Origin of the sequence: Streptomyces sp. NPDC093071, assembly GCF_044754545.1 — a bacterium.
Lineage (GTDB): Bacteria > Actinomycetota > Actinomycetes > Streptomycetales > Streptomycetaceae > Streptomyces.
Genome location: NZ_JBIVPH010000003.1, coordinates 734,471 through 760,496, shown reverse-complemented (window position 1 = coordinate 760,496; position 26,026 = coordinate 734,471). Strand labels below are relative to the sequence as shown.

Here is a 26,026-nt window from a genome sequence, read left to right as displayed (position 1 = left end):
GGTGCGCGAGAGGCACGGGGTCGCGGGACCATGTGTATCAAGCGGGCGAGGGGTGGGAGAAGACGGTTTCCACCGGTACGGGATGTGATCCGCGACACTCGTGGTTTGGCGGGGTGGTTTCCGGGTAAAGCGCCGCCCTCCTCGTGCGTCCCACCCGCCTCCCGACCCCCATCGGGCACACTGGGCGGATCCGCACCGCGACCGGGGAGCCCGCCGTGACCACACCCAGGGGAGAGCAGCCGCAACACGACGCCGAGATCGACCCGTTGGAGCGCCTGCGCGAGCCCACCGATCCCGCCTGCGACGTCTTCCTGACCGGCACGGTCTTCCTGGACATCATCTTCACCGGCCTCGACAGCGCCCCCGTCCGCGGCACCGAGTCCTGGGCCCGCGGCATGGGCTCCAGCCCCGGCGGCGTCGCCAACATGGCCACCGCCCTCGCCCGCCTCGGCCTGCGCACCTCCCTCGCCGCCGCCTTCGGCGACGACCACTACGGCGAGTACTGCTGGGACGCCCTGGAGCAGGGCGAGGGCATCGACCTCTCCTTCTCCCGCACCGTCCCCGGCTGGCACTCCCCGGTCACCGTCTCCATGGCCTACGAGGGCGAGCGCACGATGGTCTCCCACGGCCACGCGGCCCCGCCGTCCGACGACGCCCTGCCCGCCTGCCCGCCGCACGCGCGCGCGGCCGTCGCCTCGCTCGCCCCCGGCCGCCCCGAGGAGTGGGTCGCCCAGGCCGCCCGCGCCGGGGCCAAGGTCTTCGCCGACGTCGGCTGGGACGACACCGGCCGCTGGGACCTGGCGGCCCTGCCCGACCTGGAGCACTGCGAGGCGTTCCTGCCCAACGCCGCCGAGGCGATGCGCTACACCCGCACCGATTGCCCCCGGGCCGCCGCCCGCGCCCTCGCCGACAAGGTCCGCTACGCCGTGGTCACCCTCGGCGCCGAGGGCGCCTACGCGGTCGACGGCGCCACCGGCGAGACCGCCGAGGTCCCCGCCATCCAGGTCTCCGCCCTCGACCCGACCGGCGCCGGGGACGTCTTCGTCGCCGGTTTCGTCACCGGGACCCTCGCCGACTGGCCCCTCGCCGACCGGCTCGCCTTCGCGGGCCTCACCGCCGCCCTCTCCGTCCAGGAGTTCGGCGGCTCCCTCTCCGCCCCCACCTGGGACGAGATCGCCGCCTGGTGGCAGCGGGCGCAGGGCGACGCCCGGCAGGACCCCGAGGCCCTGCGCGGCCGCTACGCTTTCCTGGAGCGCCTCCTGCCCGCCCCCGCCCGTCCCTGGCCGCTGCGCAGGGCGGTCCCGACGATCGGCTTCCGCGCGGCCGCCTCGTAGGACGCCCCGCCCGGAAGGACGCGCTCCACTCGAACGGCCCTCCGTAAACCCCTTAGGCCTTGTCGGTGCCAAGTCGTAGGCTTGGTGATCCGGAGGTTGTCGAGCAGCGAGAACCCTGCGACGGGAGGTATGTGCAGGCCACAGTGCCGGCCCATGACTCACACACCCACAGCCCACGACGGAGCGCCCCGCGACGAGGCGCACGGACAGGCCCGCGCCCACTTCACCGTCCCCGCCAAGCACCCGATGGTGACCCTGCTCGGCTCCGGGGACTCCCTGCTCCGCGTGATCGAGCGCTCGTTCCCGGGCGCCGACATCCACGTCCGGGGCAACCAGGTCAGCGCGGTCGGAGACGCGGCGGAAGTCGCGCTGATCCAGCGCCTGTTCGACGAGATGATGCTGGTGCTCCGCACCGGTCAGCCGATGACGGAGGACGCAGTGGAACGCTCGATCGCCATGCTCAGGGCGAGCGAGAACGGATCGGCGGAGGGCGGCGAGGAGACTCCCGCCGAGGTGCTCACGCAGAACATCCTCTCCAGCCGGGGACGCACGATCCGTCCCAAGACGCTCAACCAGAAGCGGTACGTCGACGCCATCGACAAGCACACGATCGTCTTCGGCATCGGCCCCGCGGGCACCGGCAAGACCTATCTCGCCATGGCCAAGGCGGTCCAGGCCCTGCAGTCCAAGCAGGTCAACCGGATCATCCTGACCAGACCCGCCGTCGAGGCGGGCGAGCGGCTCGGCTTCCTGCCGGGCACGCTCTACGAGAAGATCGACCCGTACCTGCGCCCGCTCTACGACGCCCTGCACGACATGCTCGACCCGGACTCGATCCCCAAGCTCATGGCGAGCGGGACGATCGAGGTCGCGCCCCTGGCGTACATGCGCGGCCGCGCACAGCCCGTCTTCACGAACGTGCTCACGCCGGACGGCTGGCGCCCCATCGGGGAGCTGGAGGTCGGGGACCTGGTCATCGGCTCGAACGGCGAGCCGACTCCCGTCCTCGGCGTCTACCCGCAGGGCGAGAAGGACGTCTACCGGGTCTCCGCCCAGGACGGCTCCTGGACCCTCTGCTGCGGCGAGCACCTGTGGACGGTCCGTACGGCTTCGGACAAGCGCCGCGACAAGCCGTGGCGCGTCCTGGAGACCCAGGAGATGATCGGCGACCTGCGGGCCGCCCACGCCCGCCGGTACGAGCTGCCGCTGCTCACCGCGCCCGTGGCCCTGCCCGAGCGCGAAGTGCCGATGGACCCGTACGCGCTGGGGCTGCTGCTGGGGGACGGCTGTCTGACCGGCTCCACCACCCCCTCGTTCTCCAGCGAGGACCCCGAACTCGCCGAAGCGCTGGAAGCGGCGCTGCCCGGCGTCGCGGTCCGCGCGAAGGGCGGGCCGGACTACGTCCTGAACCGGACCAGGACACCCGGTGACGTCGTCACGCTGGAGAATCCCGTGACGGGGACGCTCCGACAGCTCGACCTCCTCGGCACCCGGTCCCACTCGAAGTTCGTCCCGGACGACTACCTGCTCAACTCGGCCGAGGTCAGGCTCGCGGTCCTCCAGGGGCTGCTGGACTCCGACGGCGGCCCGGTGGCGCAGCGGGACCGCACGTGCCGGATCCAGTACTCGACCGCCTCGATCGTGCTCCGCGACGACGTGATCGCGCTGGTCCGGTCGCTCGGCGGCGTCGCGTACACCCGGCGCCGCGCGGCCGAGGGGCGCCCGCAGGGCAATGCCCTGGGCAAGCACCGCTACGACGCCCATGTGGTCGACATCCGGCTTCCCGAGGGCATCGAGCCCTTCCGGCTCGCCCGCAAGCGGGACGCGTACCACGCGGCGGGCGGTGACGGCCGGCCGACGCGGTTCATCGACTCCATCGAGCCCGCCGGGCGCGAGGAGACGGTCTGCATCCAGGTCGCGGCCGAGGACTCGCTGTACGTCACGCAGGACTACCTGCTGACGCACAACACGCTCAACGACGCGTTCATCATCCTGGACGAGGCGCAGAACACGAACCCCGAACAGATGAAGATGTTCCTCACCCGCCTCGGCTTCGACTCGAAGATCGTCATCACCGGTGACGTCACCCAGGTCGACCTGCCGAACGGGACGAAGAGCGGTCTGCGGCAGGTCCGCGACATCCTCGACGGGGTCCAGGACGTCCACTTCTCCACGCTCACGTCGCAGGATGTCGTCCGGCACAAGCTCGTCGGCCGTATCGTCGACGCGTACGAGCAGTACGACAGCCGCAACGGCCGCAACGGGAAGTAGTCACAGAACCACCATGTCGATCGACGTCAACAACGAGTCCGGCACCGAGGTCGACGAGCAGTCGATCCTCGACATCGCCCGCTACGCGCTCGCGCGGATGCGCATCCACCCCCTCTCCGAGCTGTCGGTGATCGTCGTGGACGCGGAGGCGATGGAGCAGCTCCACATCCAGTGGATGGACCTGCCCGGCCCCACGGACGTCATGTCTTTCCCGATGGACGAGCTGCGTCCGCCGACGAAGGACGACGCGGAGCCCCCGCAGGGGCTCCTCGGCGACATCGTGCTCTGCCCCGAGGTCGCCACCCAGCAGGGCAAGGACGCGCCGACGCAGCACTCCATGGACGAGGAGCTCCAGCTCCTCACCGTCCACGGAGTGCTGCACCTCCTCGGGTACGACCACGAGGAGCCCGACGAGAAGGCCGAGATGTTCGGCCTCCAGGCGGCGATCGTCGACGGCTGGCGCGCGGAGAAGGGCCTCACCGGCCCCTCGCCGGCGCCGACCGTCTCCTGACCCCGATGGACGTCTCGCTGATCCTCGGGGCGGTCGCCCTCGTCGTCGTGGCCTGGCTGGCCGCCTGCGCCGAGGCGGGCCTCGCCCGGATCTCCAGCTTCCGCGCCGCCGAGGCCGTACGGTCCGGGCGGCGCGGCGCCGAGAAGCTCGCCCAGGTCGCCTCCGACCCCACCCGCTACCTCAACGTGGCGCTGCTCGTCCGCGTCGCCTGCGAGATGGCGGCCGGCGTCCTCGTCACGTACGCCTGCCTGGAGGCCTTCCCGGAGACCTGGGAGGCGCTCCTCGTCGCCATCGCCGTCATGGTCCTCGTCTCGTACGTGGCCGTCGGCGTCTCGCCGCGCACCATCGGCCGCCAGCACCCGCTGAACACGGCGACCGCCGCCGCGTACGTCCTGGTGCCGCTGGCCCGGATCATGGGCCCGATCCCGCAGCTCCTGATCCTCATCGGCAACGCGCTCACCCCCGGCAAGGGCTTCCGCAAGGGCCCCTTCGCCTCCGAGGCCGAGCTGCGGGCCCTGGTCGACCTCGCCGAGCAGGAGTCCCTGATCGAGGACGACGAGCGCCGCATGGTGCACTCCGTCTTCGAGCTGGGCGACACCCTCGTGCGCGAGGTGATGGTGCCCCGCACCGACCTGATCTGCATCGAGCGGTACAAGACCGTCCGCCAGGCCCTCACCCTCGCGCTGCGCTCCGGCTTCTCCCGGATCCCGGTCACCGGGGAGAACGAGGACGACATCGTCGGCATCGTCTACCTGAAGGACCTGGCCCGCAGGACCCACGTCAACCGGGAGTCGGAGTCCGACCTGGTGTCGACCGCGATGCGGCCCGCCACCTTCGTCCCGGACACCAAGAACGCCGGTGACCTGCTGCGCGAGATGCAGCAGGAGCGCAACCACGTGGCCGTCGTCGTCGACGAGTACGGCGGCACGGCCGGGATCGTCACCATCGAGGACATCCTGGAGGAGATCGTCGGCGAGATCACCGACGAGTACGACCGGGAGCTGCCGCCGGTCCAGGAGCTCGGCGAGGACCGCTACCGGGTCACCGCCCGCCTCGACATCGGGGACCTCGGCGAGCTGTACGGCCTGGGCCCCGACGAGTACGACGACGAGGACGTGGAGACCGTCGGCGGTCTGCTCGCCAAGGCCCTCGGCCGCGTCCCGATCTCCGGCGCGAAGTCCGTGGTGGAGCTGCCCGACGGGCGCTCGCTGCGGCTGACCGCCGAGTCCCCGGCCGGCCGCCGGAACAAGATCGTCACGGTGCTCGTGGAGCCGGTGGAACCGGTCGGAGCGGAACAGGAATCCGAGTGACCCCCGAGTGACCCCGGCCGACCCCGAGTGACCCCCGAGGAGCCCGAGTGACCCCCGACGAGCTGCGCGCCCTCTGCCTGGAGTTCAACGACGCCACGGAGGAGTTCCCCTTCGGCCCGGAGACCTCCGTCTTCAAGGTCGCCGGAAAGCTCTTCGCGCTCTCGGCGCTCGACTCCGAGCCGCTGAGGGTCAACCTCAAGTGCGACCCGGACGAGGCCGTACGGCTCCGCGAGGAGCACCCGGCGATCGCCCCCGGCTACCACATGAACAAGCGGCACTGGAACACCGTGACCGTCGGCGGGCTCCCGGACCGGACGGTCCGGGAGCTGGTCGAGGACTCGTACGACCTCGTCGTCGCGGGCCTGCCGAAGGCGGTACGGCTCCGCCTCGACCGCCCCTGACCCGGGGCCGCCGCCACGGCCCTCAGGCCCGGCGCCGCAGACCGAGGCCGACGAGCAGCGCCGTGCCGAGCACGATCGCCGCGTCCAGGGCGAGGACCGTGCGGACACCCGCGTACAGGTCCCCGCCCGCCGCGGCGAGCGTCCCGAGCAGCGGGATCCCGATCGTGAGGGCGACCTGCTGGGTCGTGGTCACGAGCCCCGTCGCCAGGCCCTGCTCCTCGTCGGGCACGCCGGAGGTGACGGTCAGGCCGTACGAGATGATCGCGCCCAGGTGGCACATGGAGGCCAGCGAGATCGCGACCGTCGCCAGGACCGCGCCCGAGCTCTCGGACACGCCGAGCAGCGCGGCCGTCAGGAGGCCCTGGCCGGCGAGCGAGACCACCAGGGTGCGGCGGGCGCCGATCCGCCCGATCAGCTTCGGCGCGAACGGCCCGGCGACGACCGAGAGCACGCCCTGCGCCCCGAAGACCAGACCGGTCGCGAAGGCCGAGAGGCCCAGGGTCTCCTGGAGGTACAGGGTCAGCACGAAGATGACGGTCGACATCATCGAGAAGGTGACGAGCCCGCCCAGGTTGCCGAAGGCGATCGTGCCCCGCCGCAGCATCGGCAGCGAGACCAGCGGGGCCGGGTGCCGGGACTCGACCCGCACGAAGACCGCGAGCAGCAGCACGCCCGCCAGCAGGGCGATCCGCACGTCCGCGCCGCCGAAGCCGCGCTCGGCCGCCGTGGTCAGGGCGTAGATCAGGGCCAGCAGACCGCCGGTGACGCTGACCGCGCCGGGCACGTCGAGCCGGGGCCGGTCCGGGGTGCGGGACTCGGGCAGCAGGCCGGGCGCCAGCGGCAGCACGACCAGGGTGAAGACGGCGAGCAGGCCCATCGTGGAGCGCCAGCCGAGGGTGTCGGTCATGACCCCGCCGAGCACCATGCCGACGGTGAAGCCCAGTGAGAGCAGGGTGCCGGAGATGCCGAGCGCCCGGTCCCGCAGCGGCCCCTCGGGGAAGGTGGTGGTCAGGAGGGACATGGCGGTGGGCACGATCGCGGCGGCGCCGAGGCCCTGGAGGGCCCGCCCGGTGAGGAAGACGGCCGGGTTCCAGGCGAGGGTGGCGAGCAGCGAGGCGGCGCCGAAGACGGCGAGCCCGGCGAGGAAGAGCCGCTTGCGCCCGTAGAGGTCGCCGATCCGCCCGAAGAGCAGCAGGAAGCCGCCGGAGGGCAGGGCGAAGGCGGTCACGGCCCACTGGAGGGCCGACCGGTCGAGGCCGAGGTCGGCGCCGAGGACGGGCAGCGCCACGTTCAGGACGGAGAAGTCGAGCGCCACCACGAACTGGGCGGCGCACAGCACGAAGAGGACGAGCCGGTCGCGCCGGCCGAGGGCCGGGGGAGCGGCGGAGGAAGGGGTCAGGGTCGTCATGGCCCCACCCTCGGCGCGCGGGAACAAGCCTGGGGAGCGGGAACTTATCCTGTTGGTCGCACCACCAGGCGTCCAGGGGGAGGAAGCACACGTGGCCACCGTTGCCGAGAGCACCGACGCGAAGCGGCACCGCCTCGGTGAACTGCGCGAGTTCCTGATGAGCCGTCGGGCCCGGGTCGGCCCGGCCGAGGCGGGCCTCCCGGACGGCGGCCGCCGCCGCACCCCGGGCCTGCGCCGCGAGGAGGTCGCGGTCCTCGCGGGCGTCGGGGTCTCCTGGTACCAGTGGCTGGAGCAGGGCAGGGACATCACGGTCTCGCCCCAGGTCCTGGACTCGGTGGCGCGGGTGCTGCGGCTGAGCCCGGCCGAGCGGCGCCACCTGTACGTCCTGGCGGGCCTGAACCCGCCGCCCCTGGAGGCGGCCCCGGAGGACCGGGACATGTGCCACGGGCTGCGGCGGCTGATCGACGCGTGGATGCCGTTCCCGGCGCACATCATGGACGTGTACTGGAACACGGTCCTGTACAACGAGGCGGCGTCGATCGTGCTCGGGATGCGGCCGGACATCTCCCAGAACTGCCTGGTCGCCTTCTTCACCGATCCGCTGTACCGCTCCCGGATGAGCCACTGGGAGGAGCTGGCGCCGCGAGTGGTCGCGCAGTTCCGCTCGGCCTGCTCGGAGCGCCCCGACGACGAGGGCTTCCGGGCGGTGGTCGAGGAGGCCGGGGAGCGGAGCGCGGAGTTCGCGGAGCTGTGGGACCGGCGGGACGTCCTGCCGGGCGGCCAGCACCGCAAGGAGATGGAGCACCCGCTGGTCGGCACGCTGGTCGTCGAGGCGACCCAGCTCCGCGTCCCGGCCCGTCCCGACCTGGTCATCGTGATGCACACCCCGCTCCCGGAGGCCGACACGGCGGCGAAGCTGGAGTGGCTGGCCTCCCCGGAGGGCCGGCGCGGGGCGATGTACCCGCTGGCGGGCTGAGGTCCCGTCCGGGGCGTGCGGGACCCCCGCCTATGCTCGGTCCATGACACTCAGCAGCGAGCACGGCGACCTCGGCGCCGAGGACCTCAAGATCATCACCCTCGCCCGGAGCGCCCGGGCCCGCAACGGCGTGGCCGAGGGCGCAGCCGTTCGCGACGAGACCGGCCGGACGTACGTGGCCGGGACCGTGGCCCTCGACTCGCTGCGGCTGAGCGCGCTGCGGACCGCCGTCGCGATGGCGGTGGCCAGCGGCGCCGAGTCCCTGGAGGCGGCGGCCGTCGTGACGACCGCCGAGACGGCCTCGGACGAGGACCGGGCGGCCGTGCGGGACCTCGGCGGCCCGGAGACCCCGGTCCTGCTCGCGGGCCCGGACGGGCGGCTGCGGCAGGCGGTCACGGCGGGCTGAGGCGCTCCGCCGGGCCCTCCGCACCCACTGGGTGCGTGGCGCGGGCGCTCATCGGGGACAATGGCCCCCATGAGCGCTCGCAACCAAGAAACCGAAGCCGTCCACCGGGCCGGCTTCGCCTGCTTCGTCGGCCGCCCCAACGCGGGCAAGTCCACCCTCACGAACGCTCTGGTCGGCCAGAAGGTGGCCATCACCTCGAACCGGCCGCAGACCACCCGGCACACCGTCCGGGGCATCGTGCACCGCCCGGACGCGCAGCTGATCCTGGTCGACACCCCCGGCCTCCACAAGCCGCGCACCCTCCTGGGCGAGCGGCTCAACGACGTCGTGCGCACCACCTGGGCCGAGGTCGACGTGATCGGCTTCTGCCTGCCCGCCGACCAGAAGCTCGGCCCCGGCGACCGGTTCATCGCCAAGGAACTGGCGGAGATCAAGAAGACCCCCAAGGTCGCGATCGTCACCAAGACCGACCTGGTCGACTCCAAGACCCTCGCCGAACAGCTCATCGCCGTCGACCAGCTCGGCAGGGAGCTGGGCTTCGAGTGGCAGCAGATCGTCCCGGTCTCGGCCGTCGGCGACAAGCAGGTCCAGCTCGTCGCGGACCTGCTCATCCCGCTGCTCCCGGAGTCCCCGCCGCTCTACCCGGAGGGCGACCTCACGGACGAGCCCGAGCAGGTCATGGTCGCGGAGCTGATCCGCGAGGCCGCGCTCGAAGGCGTGCGGGACGAGCTGCCGCACTCCATCGCGGTGGTCGTGGAGGAGATGATCCCCCGCGAGAACCGTCCGGCGGACCGGCCGCTGCTCGACATCCACGCCAACGTGTACATCGAGCGCCCCAGCCAGAAGGGCATCATCATCGGCCCCAAGGGCAGCCGCCTGAAGGAGGTCGGCATGAAGTCCCGCAAGCACATCGAGGCCCTCCTCGGCACCCCGGTCTTCCTCGACCTCCACGTGAAGGTCGCGAAGGACTGGCAGCGGGACCCGAAGCAGCTCCGGAAGCTCGGCTTCTAGGGCGATCGACCACCGTCCGGCCGGAGGCCGGCGCAGCCGTGCGAAGCCCGTGAGGCCCTCCGGGGCCGAACGGTGCGAGGACGGCACGGAGGAGGGGCCCCGAGCAGCTGAGGAAGCTCGGCTTCTAGGGCCCCGTCACGGAGTCACGCGCCTTCCTTGAGGACCCTCGTGACGAGGGTCCTCTGCGCTTCCGTCAGGTGCGGGTCGCCGCAGTGGACCGTGCGGCCGTCGACCGTGATCTCGTACGAGAAGCCGTCCGGGACGCGGGAGCGGCCACCGTCCCCGTCGGCCGCCGCGAGGACCGCCCCCGCCAGGGCGGTCCACTCCCCGGCGTCGGGGCGGCCCGAGGTGTCCACCTCCGCCGACCGCTCGATGCCCGCGAAACCGCCCGTGCGCCGTACTCGAATCCGCATGAGCCCTTGTCTACCCCGGCTCAGTCCGTCGGCACGCCCACCGCCGCCCAGGACTTCAGTACGGCCTGGATCTCGGCCCCGTCGCCGTACCGGTCCTTCGCCGCCTTCACCGTGGCCGCCGCGAACTCCGCGAACCGGGTCTCGGGGGTGAGGGTCCCGCCGGTCATCACGTCGTACCAGATCTGCCCGGCCCGCTCCCACGCGTTGCCGCCCAGCTCGGTCGCCGCCAGGTAGAAGGCGTGGTTGGGGATGCCGGAGTTGATGTGCACCCCGCCGTTGTCGCGGCTCGTGCGGACGTAGTCGTCCATGTGCGCGGGCTGCGGGTCCTTGCCGAGGACGTCGTCGTCGTACGCGGTGCCCGGCGCCTTCATGGAGCGCAGGGCCCTGCCCTCCACGTTCGGGTGGAAGAGGCCCTCCCCGATGAGCCAGTCCGCCGCCTCGGCGCCCTGCCCGAGCGCGTACTGCTTCACGAGGGAGCCGAAGACGTCCGAGACGGACTCGTTGAGGGCGCCGGACTGGCTGAAGTACTCCAGGTTCGCCGTGTACTGGGTGAAGCCGTGGGCCAGTTCGTGGCCGATGACGTCCACGGGCAGCGTGAAGTCGAGGAAGATCTCGTCGTCGCCGTCCCCGAACACCATCTGCTCGCCGTTCCAGAAGGCGTTGCCGTAGTCCCGGTCGTAGTGGACGGAGGCGAGCAGCGGCAGCCCGGAGCCGTCGATCGAGTCGTGCCCGAAGGCGTTCAGGAAGAGGTCGAAGGTGGCGCCGAGGCCCGCGTACGCGCGGTTGACGGAGGCGTCGCCGGTCGCCTCCTCGCCCTCGGAGCGGACCTTCTCGCCCGGCAGGTCGGTGCCCTGCCGGCAGTCGTGGACGGTCCGGTGGGGCTTGGCGGCGTCGCGGGCGGCGACCGTCGGGGCGGAGCCGGGCAGCGGCAGCACCCGGAACGCACGGGCCGAGGCGTCCGCGGCCAGGGTCCGGCGGGCGGTGGCGGCCACGGCGGCGTCGGAGGAGTGCGCCAGGTGCTCCAGGAGGTGCGGCGGCACGATCGAACAGAAGACGGGCGTGTGAGCGGTCATTCCAGCAATGTGGCAGTGCGTGACGAAGCTGTCACGAGGAGAGACGAGGATTGGCGAAATGGAGTGATCCGTCACTGTTCGAGTTTGATTCCCCGGCTGTCCCGCATACTGGAACGGGACGTCCGCTTCCACGTCCCTGGGCTAAGCTGCGGCACATCATGCGTTTCGGGCTGCTTCTCCTTAGCTGCCGCGGCGAGGGCCTGTAGTCGTAGGCCGACCCCCTCCCCGCGGGACCTGGTGTTGCGTCGCAGTCGGCCTCCCCCGAGCTCTTAATGAGCAGGGGGGACCCCCACTCTCGCTGGATCCGAGGAGCCCTACGCAATGTCGCAGTCCCCGTTCATCGGCCGCCCCACGCCCGTCACCAACGAGACGCCGCTGCAGAAGCCGTCCGGGATGCCGATCCACAAGTACGGCCGGTACGAGGCCGTCGAGATCCCCGACCGCACCTGGCCCGACCGGCGCATCACCAAGGCTCCCCGCTGGCTGTCCACCGACCTGCGCGACGGCAACCAGGCCCTGATCGACCCGATGTCCCCGGCCCGCAAGCGCGAGATGTTCGACCTGCTCGTACGCATGGGCTACAAGGAGATCGAGGTCGGCTTCCCGTCCTCCGGCGAGACCGACTTCGCGTTCGTGCGCTCCATCATCGAAGAGGGCGCGATCCCGGACGACGTCACCATCTCCGTCCTGACCCAGGCCCGCGAGGACCTGATCGAGCGGACCGTGGAGTCCCTGGTCGGCGCCAGGCGCGCCACCGTCCACCTGTACAACGCCACCGCGCCCACCTTCCGCCGGGTCGTCTTCCGCGGCTCGAAGGAGGACATCAAGCAGATCGCCGTGGACGGCACCCGCCTGGTGATGGAGTACGCGGAGAAGCTGCTGGGCCCGGAGACGACCTTCGGCTACCAGTACAGCCCCGAGATCTTCACCGACACCGAGCTGGACTTCGCCCTGGAGGTCTGCGAGGCCGTCTGCGACGTCTGGCAGCCGGGCCCGGGCCGCGAGATCATCCTCAACCTGCCCGCCACCGTGGAGCGTTCGACGCCGTCCACGCACGCGGACCGGTTCGAGTGGATGTCCCGGAACCTGACCCGCCGCGAGTACGTCTGCCTGTCCGCCCACCCGCACAACGACCGCGGCACGGCCGTGGCGGCGGCCGAGCTGGCCGTCATGGCCGGCGCCGACCGCGTCGAGGGCTGCCTGTTCGGCCAGGGCGAGCGCACCGGCAACGTCGACCTGGTGACCCTGGGCATGAACCTGTTCAGCCAGGGCGTCGACCCGCAGATCGACTTCTCGCAGATCGACGAGATCCGCCGCACCAGCGAGTACTGCAACCAGATGGAGGTCCACCCGCGCCACCCCTACGCGGGCGACCTGGTCTACACCGCCTTCTCCGGCTCCCACCAGGACGCCATCAAGAAGGGCTTCGACGCCATGGAGGCCGACGCGGCCGCCCGGGGCAAGACCGTGGACGACATCGAGTGGGCGGTCCCGTACCTGCCGATCGACCCGAAGGACGTCGGCCGCTCCTACGAGGCCGTCATCCGGGTCAACTCGCAGTCCGGCAAGGGCGGCATCGCGTACGTCCTGAAGAACGACCACAAGCTGGACCTGCCCCGCCGGATGCAGATCGAGTTCTCCCGGATCATCCAGCAGAAGACCGACACCGAGGGCGGCGAGGTCACGCCGGCCGCGATCTGGTCCGTCTTCCAGGACGAGTACCTGCCCAACCCGGACAATGCCTGGGGGCGCATCCAGCTGCGCTCCGGCCAGACGACGTCCGACACCGACGGCACGGACACCCTGACCGTCGAGGCGGTCGTGGACGGCGTCGACACCGTCCTGACCGGTTCCGGAAACGGCCCGATCTCGGCCTTCTTCGCCGCCCTCCAGGCCGTCGGCGTCGACGCCCGCCTGCTGGACTACCAGGAGCACACGATGAGCGAGGGCGCCTCCGCGCAGGCCGCCTCCTACATCGAGTGCGCCATCGACGGCAAGGTCCTGTGGGGCATCGGCATCGACGCCAACACCACCCGCGCCTCCCTGAAGGCGGTCATCTCGGCGGTCAACCGCTCCGCCCGCTGACCTGCCCCGACCCCGCTGCCCCGCGCCCTCCCGGAGGGCGCGGGGCAGCGCCGCGTCCCGGACGGGGGAGGGCGCGAGGGCGCGCGCGGGACCACTCCGGAGAGTGATTCCCCGGCGTTCGAACGGTGACGTGTCTCGGCCATCTCCACGGTGAACTGGTTCCGGGGTGCTGACGCCACATCAAGGATGTGGCTAACATCACGCCCACGCCGGCAGTGCAGCCGGGGCGTCGAGGAGGTGCGTATGCGGTCTGCCCGGAATTCACGGGGTGGGAAAACGGGCATCTGCGGGGTCCGCACCTCCTGGAACACCGTCGGGGACGGGGAGTTCTTCTGCGAGGAGTGCGGGGGCGACCGCAACTACCGGCGGCGCACCGGCCGCCGCAGGTTCGCCGTCCTGGGCGTCCCCGTTCTGCCCCGGGGCTGTACGGGCCCCGTGGTCGAGTGCGCGGCCTGTCACACGCACTTCGGCACGGAGGTCCTCGACCGCCCGACGACCAGCCGTTTCTCCGCGATGCTGCGGGACGGCGTGCACACCGTCGCGCTGGCCGTCCTCGCGGCCGGCGGCACCGGTTCCCGCGCCGTCCTGGACCGGGCCGTCAGCGCCGTCAGGTCCGCCGGGTTCGCGGAGTGCACGGCCGTCCAGCTGGTGGACCTGGTCGAGGCCCTGGAGGCCGACACGGGCCGCTTCATGCCCGAGGTGAACCCCGAGGGCACGCTCCTCGCGATCGAGATCCACGAGGCCCTGGAGCCGCTCGCCCCGCACCTGGCCCCCTCCGGGCGGGAGTCGATCCTCGTCCAGGCCGCCCGGATCGCCCTGGCCGACGGCGCCTACAGCCCGGCCGAGATGGAGGTCCTCGGCACCGTCGGCAACGCGCTCTCGCTGCCCCCGGACGACACCGTCCGGCTCCTCGCCTCCGCGCGGACCGTTTCCTGACCCGTGGGAAGGGTCCCGCCGGGAGGAACGACTGCGCGGGGACCCGGATCCGCTCCGTGCCCCCGCGGTCGCCGTACCGGCGCGACGGTTACTGGATCGCGCCGCTCGCGCGCAGCATGTCCTCGCGCTCCACGATCTTCACGCGCTCGCGGCCCTGCGGCTCGCCCAGCGCCTTCTCGGCGGCGTCCAGGGCGTACCAGCCCTCCCACGTCGTGTACGTGATGCCCTTGCCCTCCAGGAAGGACACGACGGCGTCCGTCTCCGGGGTGGCCGGGGCGAGCAGGCGCCCGTTCGCGAAGTCGTCCAGGAGGTTCGCCACGGTCTCGTTGGCGTCGCCCTTGGTGTGGCCGATGAGGCCGACCGGGCCGCGCCGGATCCAGCCGGTCACGTAGGTCGACGCCAGGTGCTCGCCGTTCTCCTGGACGACCCGGCCGCCCTCGTCCGGGACGGTGCCGCTGACGGCGTCCCACGGGAGCTTCGACAGCTCGTCCGAGAGGTAGCCGACCGCGCGGTAGACGGCCTGGACGTCCCAGTCGGTGGTCCGGCCGGTGCCCTTGACGTTGCCGGTGCCGTCCAGCTCGGTGCGCTCGGTGCGCAGGCCGACGACCTTGCCGTCCTCGCCGAGGACCTCGACCGGGGACTCGAAGAAGTGCAGGAAGAGCTTGTGCGGGCGGTCGCCGATGTCGCGGATCGCCCAGTTCTCCAGGGTCTTCGCGACCATGTCGGTCTGCTTGTTCTTGCGGCGGTCCGCGATCGAGCCCTCGTCGTAGTCGATGTCCTCGGGGTTGACGATGACCTCGATGTTGGGGGAGTGGTCCAGCTCGCGCAGCTCCATGGGGCTGAACTTCGCCTGCGCCGGGCCGCGACGGCCGAAGACGTGGACTTCGAGCGCCTTGTTGGCCTTCAGGCCCTCGTAGACGTTGGCCGGGATCTCGGTCGGCAGCAGCTCGTCCGCCGTCTTCGCCAGGATGCGGGCGATGTCGAGGGCCACGTTGCCGACGCCGAGGACGGCGACCTTCTCGGCGGACAGGTCCCAGGTGCGCGGGACGTCCGGGTGGCCGTCGTACCAGGAGGCGAAGTCGGCGGCGCCGAGGCAGCCGTCCAGCTCCACGCCGGGGATCTTCAGCTCGCGGTCCGCCATGGCGCCGGTCGAGAAGACCACGGCGTCGTAGAAGGAGCGCAGGTCGTCCAGGTGCACGTCGGTGCCGTAGTCGACGTTGCCGAACAGGCGGACCTGCGGCTTGTCGAGCACCTGGTGCAGCGCGTTGACGATGCCCTTGATGCGCGGGTGGTCGGGGGCGACGCCGTAGCGGATGAGGCCGAAGGGCGCCGGCATCCGTTCGAAGATGTCGATCGACACGCCCGGCTCGGCGGCGGCCTCGGACTTCAGCAGCGCATCGGCGGCGTAGATTCCGGCGGGGCCGGCGCCGACGATCGCGACCCGGAGGGGGCGGGGCATGACAGGGTTCCCTTCGCAGCGACATGGCGGCGAAGCCGCCGACACTTAGGTCACCCTAAATAATGCACGACCCGGAGCGGTACCCCGCCCCCGTCTATGGGGTCATAAGTTGACCTTATGACTTCCATAAGCGTGGCTAGGTGGGGCGGGTCTCCGCGTCTCAGCCCTGCAGGGCCGAGACGACCAGGGCGCCGACCCAGAAGACGCCGCCGCCCGCCATGCCGCAGCCGACGAGGGTCATGAACGCCATCATGAAGCGCGCGTAGGCCCCTTCGAGGTGGATCGCCACACTCGGGTCACGCGGGTGGTACGACACTTCCGCCAGGCCGGCCATGGTGGTGGTGTACCTGTGGGTGGCGCCGGTGGTGTCCCTGTAGAGGTACACCCTGGACTTGTTGGTGAAGTGCGAGAACTCCGTGGCCACCGTGATGCCGTGCCTCGGCAGGTACCACATCCGGTACAGGTCCCACCCCATGCCCCAGACCAGGAACCCGCCGATGGCGGTGACCATGAGCGACAGCCAGAACGCGATCGCGTGCTCCGCCCGGCCGACCACGCCGAGGAACACGTCCAGGGCGATGACGGGTGCGGCGATCCCGGCGAGGACCGCCGCTTCGCGGTAGTGGCGTCGCGCCGGGGGGCGGGCGGGCGGTGGGTGACGAGGGTGGAGCCGTCGACGTCCGCGACCTCGTCGGGCAGGGCGGCGTCGACGGCCTGCACGAAGGCGGTGGCGGCGGCCTCGCTCACGTCATCGACCCGGTAGACGACCGGTTCGGCTTCGGCGCGGGAGATCAGTTCGACCTCGACGGAGCGCCCCTCGGCGTAGACGCCCTCGATCGCCGCCAGGGGTATGTAGTGCTCGCCGTCCGCCCGGCCGAGGGTGACCGCCGCCCCCGTGAAGCGCAGGACGGCGTCGTCGCGCCCGCGCAGCACGAGCGGGGAGGCGGTCGTCACGCGGTCAGGCCGTCGACGAACGCGGCCCAGGCGTCGGCCCGCACGACGAGGACGGGGCCGGGGTTCTTGCTGTCCCGGACGGGGACGACACCGGGGACGTCGTCCAGGACCTCGACGCAGTTTCCGCCGTCGCCGTTGCTGTAGCTGCTCTTGCGCCAGGCGGCGGCGTCCGTGAAGTCGTACGAGACTTCGACACAGTCGCCGCCCGAGCCGTTGCTGTAGGAGCTCTTGAACCAGGTGGCGTGGGTCAGGTCGTACTCGCGCATCGTCTGTAGTCCTCCGCCGCCGACTCGATCAGTGCGAGGGACGCCTCCGGCGACAGCGTGACGACCCTGAGCAGATCGTAGGCGCGCTGTGCCTGCTTCACCACCGCCGGATCGTCGAGGAGCGTCCCCGAAAACGCCGTCTCCGTATAGGCCGTTGGCGGCTGGTCCTCGAACTCCATCAACCGAAGGGAGCCCTCCATGACGGAGTGTGCTCCGGCCGAGCGGGGAATCACGGTCACCAGGACCTGCCGCTCCCGGATCAGCGCCTCGATGTGCTCCAGCGCCGCCGCCATCACGGCTGGACCTCCTACGGGGGTGAGGATGGCGTTCTCGTGCAGGATCACCCAATACTCGGGCCTTGTAGCGTCCGTGAGGATCTTCGCTCGCTCGATCCGAGAGGTGACCTTCTCCTCGACGAACTCCTCCGTGGCGAACGGGTGCATCGCCAGCGTCACCGCCCTCGCGTACGCCCCCGTCTGCATCAGACCCGGGATGACCGTCGGCGCGAACTCGCAGATCTTCGTCGCCACGGCCTCCAGCTCCGCGACCGCGTGAAAATAGGACGCGTACGGTGACTTGTCGATGAGCTTGCGCCATGTTCGTTCGAAAATACCGCCGGTTTGTAGGACCTCGTCGATTCTTTTCGCGACGTCCAGTTGGGGTTTTCGAATTCCCTGCTCGAACAGGCCGATGTAGGCGCCCGAGACGAACACCCGTCCGCCCAGTTCGCTCTGCGAGATCCCCGCTCCCTCCCTGCGTTCCTTCAGGAGGTCCCCGAAGAACTCCCACACGTCCTGCCGCTTGCCTCTGGCCATGGGTTAACTCCCCTGCCCTACCCCGTAGTTGTACGGCGTGCGCAGCTGCCGATTCTACGGATCAGGGGTCACCCTGGAGAGGCGAAGCGGGAAATGGATTCAGAAAGGCATACGTTGGTGAAGGAAGACATCACGAAGGCGTCCAACGGGACGATCGGAGCCGCGCAGGCGGCGGTGGCGGAATTGCGCGAGGCGCTCGCGAGCGCGGGAATCACCCTTCCCTCCCTCGGCCTCGACGTCGTCACCCTCGCCGCCGATCCCCCGAGGCCGCTCGTGGAATTGGGATGCTGCACGGTGGAAACGGCCCGGCTCCTCGCCGCCGCCGTGCTGCCGAGGGAGGAGAGTCGATCGTGACGCTGCCCATCGGGTCGTACGTCGTCGAGATCCGCACCGGACGGGTCGGGAGGGTCATGGGGCACGAGGGCCCCTACGTCCAGATCCGCGCGCTGGGCGGAGGGCGCGAGTGGGACGTGGACCCCGAGGGGGTGCGGGAGGCGACCTCGGCCGAGCGGCTGAGCGCGTCCACCGCGCACGTCAACGCCCGCAGCCGGGGCGAGGTGCCTTGAGCGGCGGCGGGGCCCCGTAGCGCTTCCGTACGGCCCCGGCGCCCGGCCCCGGACCCGGGTGTCGGTGCCGTACGGGAGAATGGGCCGCATGAGTCTGTTCCGCGACGACGGCATCGTGCTGCGCACCCAGAAGCTGGGTGAAGCGGACCGCATCATCACGATCCTCACGCGCGGTCACGGGCGCGTACGCGCCGTGGCGCGGGGCGTGCGGCGCACGAAGTCGAAGTTCGGGGCCCGGCTCGAACCCTTCTCGCACGTGGACGTGCAGTTCTTCGCCCGGGGGAGCGAGCTGATCGGGCGCGGCCTGCCGCTCTGCACGCAGAGCGAGACGATCGCCGCGTACGGCGGCGGGATCGTCACCGACTACGCCCGCTACACCGCCGGCACGGCCATGCTGGAGACGGCCGAGCGGTTCACCGACCACGAGGGCGAGCCGGCCGTCCAGCAGTACCTGCTGCTCGTCGGGGGGCTGCGGACCCTCGCCCGGGGTGAGCACGCCCCCCATCTGATCCTGGACGCCTTCCTGCTGCGCTCCCTCGCCGTGAACGGCTACGCGCCGAGCTTCGAGGACTGCGCCAAATGCGGACTCCAGGGGCCGAACCGGTTCTTCTCGGTCGCGGCGGGCGGAGTCATATGCGGCGACTGCCGGGTGCCCGGAAGCGTCGTACCCTCTGCGGAGGCCATCGGCCTGCTCAGCGCGCTCCTCACCGGCGACTGGGCGACGGCGGACGCGTGCGAGCCGCGTCACGTCAGGGAGGGCAGCGGACTCGTCTCCGCCTACCTGCACTGGCACCTGGAGCGTGGCCTGCGCTCCCTGCGATACGTAGAGAAGACCTAGGTAGGAGATCCATCGCCATGGCCATCGCACGACGCGGAATCCTCGGGCGGCAGCGCCGGGAGTACAAGCTGCCCGAGCCGCACCCGTCCGGCGCCCGCCCGCCGAAGCTCCCGGCCGAGCTGGTGCCGAACCACGTGGCCTGCGTGATGGACGGGAACGGCCGCTGGGCCAAGGAGCGGGGCCTGCCGCGCACCGAGGGCCACAAGGTCGGCGAGGGCGTCGTCCTGGACGTGCTCAAGGGCTGCCTGGAGATGGGCGTCAAGAACCTCTCGCTCTACGCCTTCTCCACCGAGAACTGGAAGCGCTCGCCCGACGAGGTCCGCTTCCTCATGAACTTCAACCGGGACGTCATCCGCCGCCGCCGCGACGAGATGGACGAGCTGGGCATCCGCATCCGCTGGGTCGGCCGGATGCCCAAGATGTGGAAGTCGGTCGTCCAGGAGCTCCAGATCGCCCAGGAGCAGACCGTCGGCAACGACGCCATGACCCTGTACTTCTGCGTCAACTACGGCGGCCGCGCCGAGATCGCGGACGCGGCGCAGGCCATCGCCCGGGACGTGGCGGCCGGGAAGCTCGACCCGTCGAAGGTCAACGAGAAGACCTTCCAGAAGTACCTGTACTACCCGGACATGCCGGACGTCGACCTCTTCCTGCGCCCGAGCGGCGAGCAGCGCACCTCGAACTACCTCATCTGGCAGAGCAGCTACGCCGAGATGATCTTCCAGGACGTGCTGTGGCCGGACTTCGACCGCCGCGACCTGTGGCGCGCCTGCGTCGAGTACGCCTCCCGCGACCGCCGCTTCGGCGGCGTCGACCCGGCCGACCTGGCCGTCCTCGACAAGGGCTGAGACGGGAAGACGGGAAGACGGGGGGAGGGGGACGGATGGAGCTGGTCTACGCGCCCGACTTCGGCGAGCTGCACGAGGCGGTACGCGCCCGGCTGCGGGCCACCCGGCGGTGGCGGCTGCTGCGGTGGGCCGCGTACGGCGGCTGCGCGGTCGCCTTCCTCGTGGCCGTCCTGAGCCTGCTCCCGCCCGCCCCGGAGCCCGGCGCGGCCGTCCTGCTGACCGCCCTCGGAGCGGTGGCCGTGACGTGCGCCGAGCTGGTCCCGTGGGCGACCGCCCGGAGCCTCTACCGGCTGATCGGCGCCCAGGGCGAGGTCAGGGCCGTCGTGGGCGAGGACGGGGCCCGGTGGACCTCCCGGGACACCGACACCGCGATCCGGTGGGCCCTGCTCTCCCGGTACGTGGAGACGCCCCGGCTCTTCGTCCTCTTCTCCGACCGGGCGTCCGGCACCGGCTTCGCCTACCTGCCCAAGCGGGGGCTCGCCGACGCGGCCGACGCCGACCGGCTGCGGACGCTCCTGGACCGGGGCACCGCGCGGGCGTGACACGGAGGAGGGCCCGCACCGGAACCGTCCGGTGCGGGCCCTCCCGCGCGTTCGCGTATGTCAGGTCACTTCGCGGCGCACTCCGCGCACGTGCCGAAGATCTCCACCGTGTGCGCCACGTTCACGAAGCCGTGCTCCGCGGCGACGGCCTCGGCCCACTGCTCCACCATCGGGCCCTCCACCTCGACGGCCTTGCCGCAGAGGCGGCACACCAGGTGGTGGTGGTGGTCGCCGGTCGAGCAGCGGCGGTAGACCGTCTCGCCCTCGCTGGTGCGCAGCGCGTCGACCTCGCCCGCGTCCGCGAGGGACTGGAGCGTGCGGTAGACGGTGGTGAGGCCGACCGAGTCGCCGCGGTGCTTGAGCATGTCGTGCAGCTCCTGGGCGCTGCGGAACTCGTCCACCTCGTTCAGTGCCGCCGACACGGCGGCCCGCTGCTTGGTCGAGCGGCCGCGTACGGGGGGTCCTGCCGTCACCACGGGGGCCTCCTTGGATGCTTGTCTGCCCCCGCCATTCTGCCAGCCCCCCGCGCCCCCGGGACCTGCCGTGGCTCACGCCCCCGCGTCGTCGCCCGGCCGCCGCCCGGCCGGGACCCGTACGTCACAGGCCGCCGGGTCCGCCGCCTCCGCCTCGGCCGCCCGGGCCCGCCGCCTCGCGAGCGGCGTGGCGAGGACCGTGAGCAGGACGAAGACCCCGATCGCGTACAGCACGATCGTCGCGCCGGGCGGGGCCTCCACGTAGTACGTGGTGATCGTGCCCGACAGGGAGACGGCGACGCCGATGAGGACCGCGCCGAGGAAAGTGGCGCGGAACGAGCGGGTGAGCTGCTGGGCCGCCGCGACCGGGACCACCATGAGCGCGCTGACCAGGAGCAGGCCCACGACCCGCATGGCGACGGTGACGGTCACCGCGGCCGTGACCGCGATCAGCAGGTTCAGGGCGCGCACCGGCAGGCCGGTGACCCGGGCGAACTCCTCGTCCTGGCTGACCGCGAAGAGCCGGCGGCGCAGCCCGACCGTGACCAGGACCACGAAGGCCGCCAGGACCGAGATCGCGGTGATGTCCTCCGGCGAGACGGTGGTCAGCGAGCCGAAGAGGTACGAGGTGAGGTTGGCGTTGGAGCCGGTCGGCGAGAGGTTGATCAGCAGGACGCCGCCCGCCATGCCGCCGTAGAAGAGCAGCGCGAGCGCCAGGTCGCCGCGGGTCTTGCCGTACGCCCGGATCAGCTCCATCGCGACCGAGCCGGCGACGGCGACGAGGGTCGCCATCCAGACCGGGCTGGAGTTCAGCAGGAAGCCCAGGCCGACGCCGGTCATGGCGACGTGGCCGATGCCGTCGCCCATCAGCGCCTGGCGGCGCTGGACGAGGTAGACGCCGACGGCGGGGGCGGTGATCCCGACCAGGAGGGCGGCCAGCAGCGCCCGCTGCATGAAGGCGGGTTCGAGGAATTCCATGTCAGGTCAGCAGTCCCGTGCGGAGCGGCTCTCCGGCCGCGTGTGGATGTACGTGGTCGTGGCCGGGCAGGGCGTGCTGTCCCACGGCCTCGGGCGGCGGCCCGTCGTGGACGACGCAGCCGTCGCGCAGGACCACGGCCCGGTCGATCAGCGGCTCCAGGGGGCCCAGCTCGTGCAGCACGAGGAGGACGGTGGCGCCGCCCGCGACCTGCTCGCGCAGGGTCGCGGCCAGGATCTCCTGGCTGGCCAGGTCCACGCCCGCCATCGGCTCGTCCATGATCAGGAGCTCGGGCTCGGAGGCGAGCGCGCGGGCGATCAGGACCCGCTGGTGCTGGCCGCCGGAGAGGGCGTCCACGGAGTCCCCGGCGCGGTCGGCGAGGCCGACGAGGGCGATGGCCCGCTCGACGGCGGCCCGGTCGGCCCTGGAGAGCCGGCCGAAGCGGCGGCGGGAGAGGCGGCCCGAGGTGACGACCTCGCGGATGGTGGCGGGGACGCCGCTCGCGGCGGTGGTGCGCTGCGGCACGTAGCCGACGCGGGCCCAGTCGCGGAACCGTTTCCGCTCGGTGCCGAACAGCTCGATCCTGCCGCTGGTCAGCGGCACCTGGCCGATGACGGAGCGGACGGCGGTGGACTTGCCGGAGCCGTTGGCGCCGAGCAGCGCGACGACCTCACCGCGGTGGACGGTGAGGTCGACGCCCCGGAGGACGGGCCGGGAGCCCAGGGCCGCCGTGGCCCCGCGGACGGAGACGACGGCTTCGGGGGCCTCGGTGGTGTCGGCGGCTTCGGCGGGGGTTCCCTGTGCCATGGGCCGTACCTCCTGCTGTGCTGTGGTCACTTGGCGCCGAGGGCCTTCTTCAGCGCGGTGAGGTTGGAACGCATGACCTCGATGTAGTCGCTGCCCCGGGACTTGTCCGTGATGCCCTCCAGCGGGTCGAGCACGTCGGTCTTCAGACCGGTGTCGCCCGCGAGGGTCTTCGCGGTCCTGTCGCTCGCCAGGGTCTCGAAGAAGACGGTGGAGACCTTGTCCTTGGCCGCGATCTCCTGGAGCTCCTTGATGCGGGCGGGGCTCGGCTCGGACTCGGGGTCGACGCCGGCGATGCCCTCCTGCTCCAGGTGGTAGCGCTCGGCGAGGTAGCCGAAGGCGGAGTGGGTGGTGATGAAGGTGCGGGTCGCGGTGTTCTTCAGGCCCGTCTCGAACTCGGTGTTCAGGTCGCCGAGCTTCTTCACCAGGGCGTCGGTGTTCTTCTTGTAGTCGGCGGCGTGGTCGGGGTCGGCCTTCTGAAAGGCGCCGCCGACGCCCTTGGCGACCTCGGCGTACTTCACGGGGTCGAGCCAGACGTGGGGGTCGGTGCCGGCCTCGGAGCCGTGGTCGTGGCCCTCTTCCGCGGCGTGGTCGTCGGCGTGCTCGTCGGCGTGCTCGTGGCCCTCTTCGCCGTGGCCGTGGTCGTGACCGGCCCCGGTGCCGTGCGCTTCGAGCTTGGTGAGGGTCGCCGCGTCGACCGTGTTCTTGACGCCGGCCTGGGCGATGGCCTCGTCGACGGCGGGCTGGATGCCCTTGAGGTAGAGGATGACGTCGGCCTCGCCGAGCGAGCCGATCTGCTTCGGCTTGAGCTCCAGGTCGTGGGGCTCGACGCCGGGCTTGGTGAGCGTCTCGACGGAGACGTGGCCGCCGCCTATCTGCTCGGCCAGGTACTGCATCGGATAGAACGACGCCACCACGTCCAGCTTGCCGCCCTTCCCCCCGTCGGCGGCGTCGGAGGTCCCGGCGCAGGCGGAGAGGGAGACGAGGCCGAGCGCGACGGCTCCGGCGAGGGCGGTGGTGGGTATCAGGCGGCGTACGTTCATGACACTCATTTTCAACAAAATTGGAAACGGTTGTCAATTGCCTTCCACGTGGTCCGGCCCACGCGACGCCCCGGCGCTCCCCGTCCCCTCCGTATCCGGAACCGATTTGATGCGGGGGGTACGGGCGCCGGTAACCTGTGGCATTCGCACTTCGTCGTCGTAATGAAGAGAGCACCGTGGCCGCCGACAAGATCGACACCATCGTCAGCCTGAGCAAGCGCCGTGGCTTCGTCTACCCCTGCAGCGAGATCTACGGCGGCCAGCGCGCCGCCTGGGACTACGGACCGCTGGGTGTCGAACTCAAGGAGAACATCAAGCGCCAGTGGTGGCGTTACATGGTCACCGCGCGCGAGGACGTCGTCGGCATCGACTCGTCGGTCATCCTGGCCACCGAGGTCTGGGAGGCGTCCGGTCACGTCGCCACCTTCACCGACCCGCTGACCGAGTGCACCTCCTGCCACAAGCGCTTCCGCGCCGACCACCTGGAGGAGGCGTACGAGGAGAAGCACGGCCGCCTCCCCGAGAACGGCCTCGCCGAGCTCAACTGCCCCAACTGCGGCAACAAGGGCACCTTCACCGAGCCCAAGAACTTCTCCGGCCTGCTCGCCACGCACCTCGGCCCGACCCAGGACTCCGGCTCCGTCGCCTACCTGCGCCCCGAGACCGCCCAGGGCATCTTCACCAACTTCGCCCAGGTGAAGACCACCGCGCGCAAGAAGCCCCCGTTCGGCATCGCGCAGATGGGCAAGTCCTTCCGGAACGAGATCACTCCGGGCAACTTCATCTTCCGCACCCGCGAGTTCGAGCAGATGGAGATGGAGTTCTTCGTCAAGCCGGGCGAGGACGAGGAGTGGCAGGAGTACTGGATGCAGCAGCGCTGGAACTGGTACACCGGCCTCGGTATGCGCGAAGAGAACATGCGCTGGTTCGAGCACCCGCAGGAGAAGCTCTCCCACTACTCCAAGCGCACCGCCGACATCGAGTACCGCTTCTCCTTCGGCGGCAGCGAGTGGGGCGAGCTGGAGGGCGTCGCCAACCGCACGGACTACGACCTGAGCGCCCACTCCAAGGCCTCCGGCGCCAACCTGTCCTACCTGAACCAGGAGACCGGCGAGTCCTACACGCCGTTCGTCATCGAGCCCGCCGCCGGTGTCGGCCGCGCCATGCTGGCCTTCCTGCTCGACGCCTACACCGAGGACGAGGCCCCCAACGCCAAGGGCGTCATGGAGAAGCGCGTCGTGCTGCGCCTCGACCACCGCCTGGCCCCGGTCAAGGCCGCGGTCCTGCCGCTCTCCCGCAACCCGCAGCTCTCCCCGAAGGCCAAGGGCCTGGCGGCGGACCTGCGCCAGAACTGGAACATCGAGTTCGACGACGCCGGCGCCATCGGCCGCCGCTACCGCCGCCAGGACGAGATCGGCACCCCGTTCTGCGTGACCGTCGACTTCGACACCCTCGAGGACAACGCGGTGACCGTGCGCGAGCGCGACACCATGAAGCAGGAGCGCGTCTCCCTCGACCAGATCCAGGGCTACCTGGGCAGCCGCCTCCTCGGCTGCTGAGCCGCGCCACCCCTGTAGTACGGCACTCCTGTAGTACGGCAGTACGGCAGTACGGCATTACGGCGAAGCCCCCGGTTCCGGACCACGGAACCGGGGGCTTTCCCGTCGTCCGGGGCGCGTCGGGCGTCAGGCGCGCAGGCCGCGCAGCAGCAGCCCCACCACGGCCTCGAACTCGGTCTCGATCGTGGGGCGCCGCCACTCCGGCGCGTAGGCCGGATCGTGGAAGCGGGAGGTCGCGTCGAACAGGGCGCGGGCCGTCGCGTCCGGATCGGGGGCGGTGAACTCCGCCTCCCGGGCGCCCTCCTCCACGATCGACCGCACCTGGTCGATCAGGACGCCGATGTGCTGCTCGACCACCCCGCTGCTCTCGTCGATCAGCACGTTGTACGTGGCGAACAGCTCGGGGTCGTCGCCCGCCTTGTGCCGCTTGGCCTCGAAGAGGTGGGAGAACCAGGCGTGGAGCTTCTCCGGGGCCGGCCGGTCCGGGGCCGCGGTCAACTCGGCGAGGGCGGTCTCGGTGCGCGAGAGCCACCGCTCGGTCACCGCCTCGCGCAGCGCCGCCTTGGTGCGGAAGTGGCGGTAGACGCTGCCGTGGCTGACGCCGAGGACCCGGGCCACGTCCACCACGGTCGCCTTCGCCGGGCCGTAGCGCCGCAGCACCTCCTCGGTGGCTTCGAGGATGCGCTCTGCGGTCAGGGTCTCGGTCGCGGCCATGGAAGGACAGTACCTTTCGGCCGGAACCCGCCGG

General features: G+C 71.3%; 28 protein-coding genes. 16 read left to right on the top strand and 12 right to left on the bottom strand.

All coding sequences use genetic code 11. The features are described from left to right. Window positions 1-215: 215 nt before the first annotated feature. From ACIQD7_RS14795 to ACIQD7_RS14775, 5 genes are all read left to right on the top strand, one after another. Window positions 216-1,334 carry a PfkB family carbohydrate kinase gene (locus tag ACIQD7_RS14795; protein WP_391053679.1) on the top strand — a complete coding sequence of 373 codons (1,119 nt, stop codon included), beginning with the start codon at window positions 216-218 and terminating at the stop codon, window positions 1,332-1,334. 153 nt (window positions 1,335-1,487) lie between these two features. Then, the gene (locus ACIQD7_RS14790; protein WP_402441850.1) at window positions 1,488-3,605 is read left to right on the top strand and encodes a PhoH family protein; all 2,118 of its coding nucleotides are present in this window, start codon (window positions 1,488-1,490) and stop codon (window positions 3,603-3,605) included. Window positions 3,606-3,618: 13 nt separating this feature from the next. Continuing rightward, entirely contained in the window at window positions 3,619-4,116 is a 498-nt protein-coding gene (gene ybeY, locus ACIQD7_RS14785) for an rRNA maturation RNase YbeY (protein ID WP_402441849.1), read from the top strand. A gap of 5 nt (window positions 4,117-4,121) precedes the next feature. After that, window positions 4,122-5,426: a hemolysin family protein gene (locus ACIQD7_RS14780; protein ID WP_121829440.1), complete on the top strand. Its 1,305-nt coding sequence runs from the start codon at window positions 4,122-4,124 to the stop codon at window positions 5,424-5,426. A gap of 47 nt (window positions 5,427-5,473) precedes the next feature. After that, window positions 5,474-5,827 (top strand): MmcQ/YjbR family DNA-binding protein, encoded by a 354-nt coding sequence (locus tag ACIQD7_RS14775; RefSeq protein WP_121829441.1) that lies wholly within the window; start codon window positions 5,474-5,476, stop codon window positions 5,825-5,827. 22 nt (window positions 5,828-5,849) lie between these two features. On the opposite strand, the gene ACIQD7_RS14770 is transcribed toward ACIQD7_RS14775, so the two are convergent. Continuing rightward, a complete protein-coding gene (locus ACIQD7_RS14770) occupies window positions 5,850-7,235 on the bottom strand; it encodes an MFS transporter (protein WP_402441848.1) in 1,386 nt (461 codons plus the stop codon). Between the two features lie 91 nt (window positions 7,236-7,326). On the opposite strand from ACIQD7_RS14770, the gene ACIQD7_RS14765 reads away from it, so the two are divergent. Genes ACIQD7_RS14765 through era form a run of 3 tightly spaced genes read left to right on the top strand, consistent with a single transcriptional unit; the run spans window position 7,327 to window position 9,628 of the window. After that, window positions 7,327-8,211: a helix-turn-helix transcriptional regulator gene (locus tag ACIQD7_RS14765; protein WP_402441847.1), complete on the top strand. Its 885-nt coding sequence runs from the start codon at window positions 7,327-7,329 to the stop codon at window positions 8,209-8,211. A gap of 43 nt (window positions 8,212-8,254) precedes the next feature. Next, a complete protein-coding gene (locus tag ACIQD7_RS14760) occupies window positions 8,255-8,617 on the top strand; it encodes a cytidine deaminase (protein ID WP_121829442.1) in 363 nt (120 codons plus the stop codon). A 60-nt stretch (window positions 8,618-8,677) separates the two neighbouring features. Further along, a complete protein-coding gene (gene era, locus ACIQD7_RS14755) occupies window positions 8,678-9,628 on the top strand; it encodes a GTPase Era (protein ID WP_373682716.1) in 951 nt (316 codons plus the stop codon). Window positions 9,629-9,771: 143 nt separating this feature from the next. Here era and ACIQD7_RS14750 read toward each other — a convergent pair whose 3' ends face one another. Together ACIQD7_RS14750 and ACIQD7_RS14745 are read right to left on the bottom strand one after the other, a co-directional pair. Next, entirely contained in the window at window positions 9,772-10,041 is a 270-nt protein-coding gene (locus ACIQD7_RS14750) for a protealysin inhibitor emfourin (protein WP_402441846.1), read from the bottom strand. A 20-nt stretch (window positions 10,042-10,061) separates the two neighbouring features. After that, entirely contained in the window at window positions 10,062-11,114 is a 1,053-nt protein-coding gene (locus ACIQD7_RS14745; RefSeq protein ID WP_121829445.1) for a M4 family metallopeptidase, read from the bottom strand. 321 nt (window positions 11,115-11,435) lie between these two features. On the opposite strand from ACIQD7_RS14745, the gene leuA reads away from it, so the two are divergent. Further along, the gene (gene leuA, locus ACIQD7_RS14740) at window positions 11,436-13,199 is read left to right on the top strand and encodes a 2-isopropylmalate synthase (RefSeq protein ID WP_402441845.1); all 1,764 of its coding nucleotides are present in this window, start codon (window positions 11,436-11,438) and stop codon (window positions 13,197-13,199) included. Window positions 13,200-13,442: 243 nt separating this feature from the next. Further along, a complete protein-coding gene (locus tag ACIQD7_RS14735) occupies window positions 13,443-14,135 on the top strand; it encodes a TerB family tellurite resistance protein (protein WP_121829447.1) in 693 nt (230 codons plus the stop codon). A gap of 88 nt (window positions 14,136-14,223) precedes the next feature. Here ACIQD7_RS14735 and ACIQD7_RS14730 read toward each other — a convergent pair whose 3' ends face one another. The 4 genes from ACIQD7_RS14730 to ACIQD7_RS14715 form a co-directional block, all read right to left on the bottom strand. Continuing rightward, complete coding sequence (locus ACIQD7_RS14730; RefSeq protein WP_121829448.1) at window positions 14,224-15,594, bottom strand: FAD-dependent oxidoreductase; 1,371 nt, start codon at window positions 15,592-15,594, stop codon at window positions 14,224-14,226. A 160-nt stretch (window positions 15,595-15,754) separates the two neighbouring features. Beyond that, a complete protein-coding gene (locus tag ACIQD7_RS14725) occupies window positions 15,755-16,162 on the bottom strand; it encodes a hypothetical protein (RefSeq protein ID WP_402441844.1) in 408 nt (135 codons plus the stop codon). A 382-nt stretch (window positions 16,163-16,544) separates the two neighbouring features. Then, entirely contained in the window at window positions 16,545-16,814 is a 270-nt protein-coding gene (locus ACIQD7_RS14720) for a DUF397 domain-containing protein (protein ID WP_402441843.1), read from the bottom strand. After that, window positions 16,796-17,629 (bottom strand): Scr1 family TA system antitoxin-like transcriptional regulator, encoded by an 834-nt coding sequence (locus tag ACIQD7_RS14715; protein ID WP_402441842.1) that lies wholly within the window; start codon window positions 17,627-17,629, stop codon window positions 16,796-16,798. The genes ACIQD7_RS14720 and ACIQD7_RS14715 overlap by 19 nt, the downstream gene beginning before the upstream one ends. Before the next feature lie 117 nt (window positions 17,630-17,746). Between ACIQD7_RS14715 and ACIQD7_RS14710 the strand changes: the two genes are divergently transcribed. The 5 genes from ACIQD7_RS14710 (at window position 17,747) to ACIQD7_RS14690 (ending at window position 20,423) form a co-directional block, all read left to right on the top strand. Next, entirely contained in the window at window positions 17,747-17,983 is a 237-nt protein-coding gene (locus ACIQD7_RS14710; protein ID WP_402441841.1) for a hypothetical protein, read from the top strand. Then, window positions 17,980-18,195: a hypothetical protein gene (locus ACIQD7_RS14705; RefSeq protein ID WP_053646480.1), complete on the top strand. Its 216-nt coding sequence runs from the start codon at window positions 17,980-17,982 to the stop codon at window positions 18,193-18,195. Before ACIQD7_RS14710 ends, ACIQD7_RS14705 begins: the two co-directional genes overlap by 4 nt. An 88-nt stretch (window positions 18,196-18,283) precedes the next feature. Further along, on the top strand, window positions 18,284-19,033 hold the full coding sequence (recO, locus tag ACIQD7_RS14700) for a DNA repair protein RecO (RefSeq protein ID WP_121829452.1): 750 nt from the start codon (window positions 18,284-18,286) through the stop codon (window positions 19,031-19,033). Between the two features lie 23 nt (window positions 19,034-19,056). Continuing rightward, window positions 19,057-19,881: an isoprenyl transferase gene (locus ACIQD7_RS14695; protein WP_121829487.1), complete on the top strand. Its 825-nt coding sequence runs from the start codon at window positions 19,057-19,059 to the stop codon at window positions 19,879-19,881. Between the two features lie 35 nt (window positions 19,882-19,916). Next, window positions 19,917-20,423 (top strand): YcxB family protein, encoded by a 507-nt coding sequence (locus tag ACIQD7_RS14690; RefSeq protein ID WP_402441840.1) that lies wholly within the window; start codon window positions 19,917-19,919, stop codon window positions 20,421-20,423. Window positions 20,424-20,488: 65 nt separating this feature from the next. On the opposite strand, the gene ACIQD7_RS14685 is transcribed toward ACIQD7_RS14690, so the two are convergent. The 4 genes from ACIQD7_RS14685 to ACIQD7_RS14670 all read right to left on the bottom strand — a co-directional run bounded on the left by ACIQD7_RS14685 (window position 20,489) and on the right by ACIQD7_RS14670 (window position 23,719). Next, window positions 20,489-20,899 (bottom strand): Fur family transcriptional regulator, encoded by a 411-nt coding sequence (locus ACIQD7_RS14685; RefSeq protein ID WP_121829454.1) that lies wholly within the window; start codon window positions 20,897-20,899, stop codon window positions 20,489-20,491. 72 nt (window positions 20,900-20,971) lie between these two features. Continuing rightward, entirely contained in the window at window positions 20,972-21,874 is a 903-nt protein-coding gene (locus ACIQD7_RS14680; protein ID WP_390755439.1) for a metal ABC transporter permease, read from the bottom strand. Window position 21,875: 1 nt separating this feature from the next. Next, the gene (locus tag ACIQD7_RS14675) at window positions 21,876-22,679 is read right to left on the bottom strand and encodes an ATP-binding cassette domain-containing protein (protein WP_391165496.1); all 804 of its coding nucleotides are present in this window, start codon (window positions 22,677-22,679) and stop codon (window positions 21,876-21,878) included. Between the two features lie 26 nt (window positions 22,680-22,705). Beyond that, window positions 22,706-23,719 (bottom strand): metal ABC transporter substrate-binding protein, encoded by a 1,014-nt coding sequence (locus ACIQD7_RS14670; protein ID WP_402441839.1) that lies wholly within the window; start codon window positions 23,717-23,719, stop codon window positions 22,706-22,708. Between the two features lie 176 nt (window positions 23,720-23,895). Between ACIQD7_RS14670 and ACIQD7_RS14665 the strand changes: the two genes are divergently transcribed. After that, on the top strand, window positions 23,896-25,278 hold the full coding sequence (locus ACIQD7_RS14665; protein ID WP_351970919.1) for a glycine--tRNA ligase: 1,383 nt from the start codon (window positions 23,896-23,898) through the stop codon (window positions 25,276-25,278). A 126-nt stretch (window positions 25,279-25,404) separates the two neighbouring features. Here ACIQD7_RS14665 and ACIQD7_RS14660 read toward each other — a convergent pair whose 3' ends face one another. Continuing rightward, window positions 25,405-25,992 carry a TetR family transcriptional regulator gene (locus tag ACIQD7_RS14660; protein ID WP_121829459.1) on the bottom strand — a complete coding sequence of 196 codons (588 nt, stop codon included), beginning with the start codon at window positions 25,990-25,992 and terminating at the stop codon, window positions 25,405-25,407. Window positions 25,993-26,026: the final 34 nt, after the last annotated feature.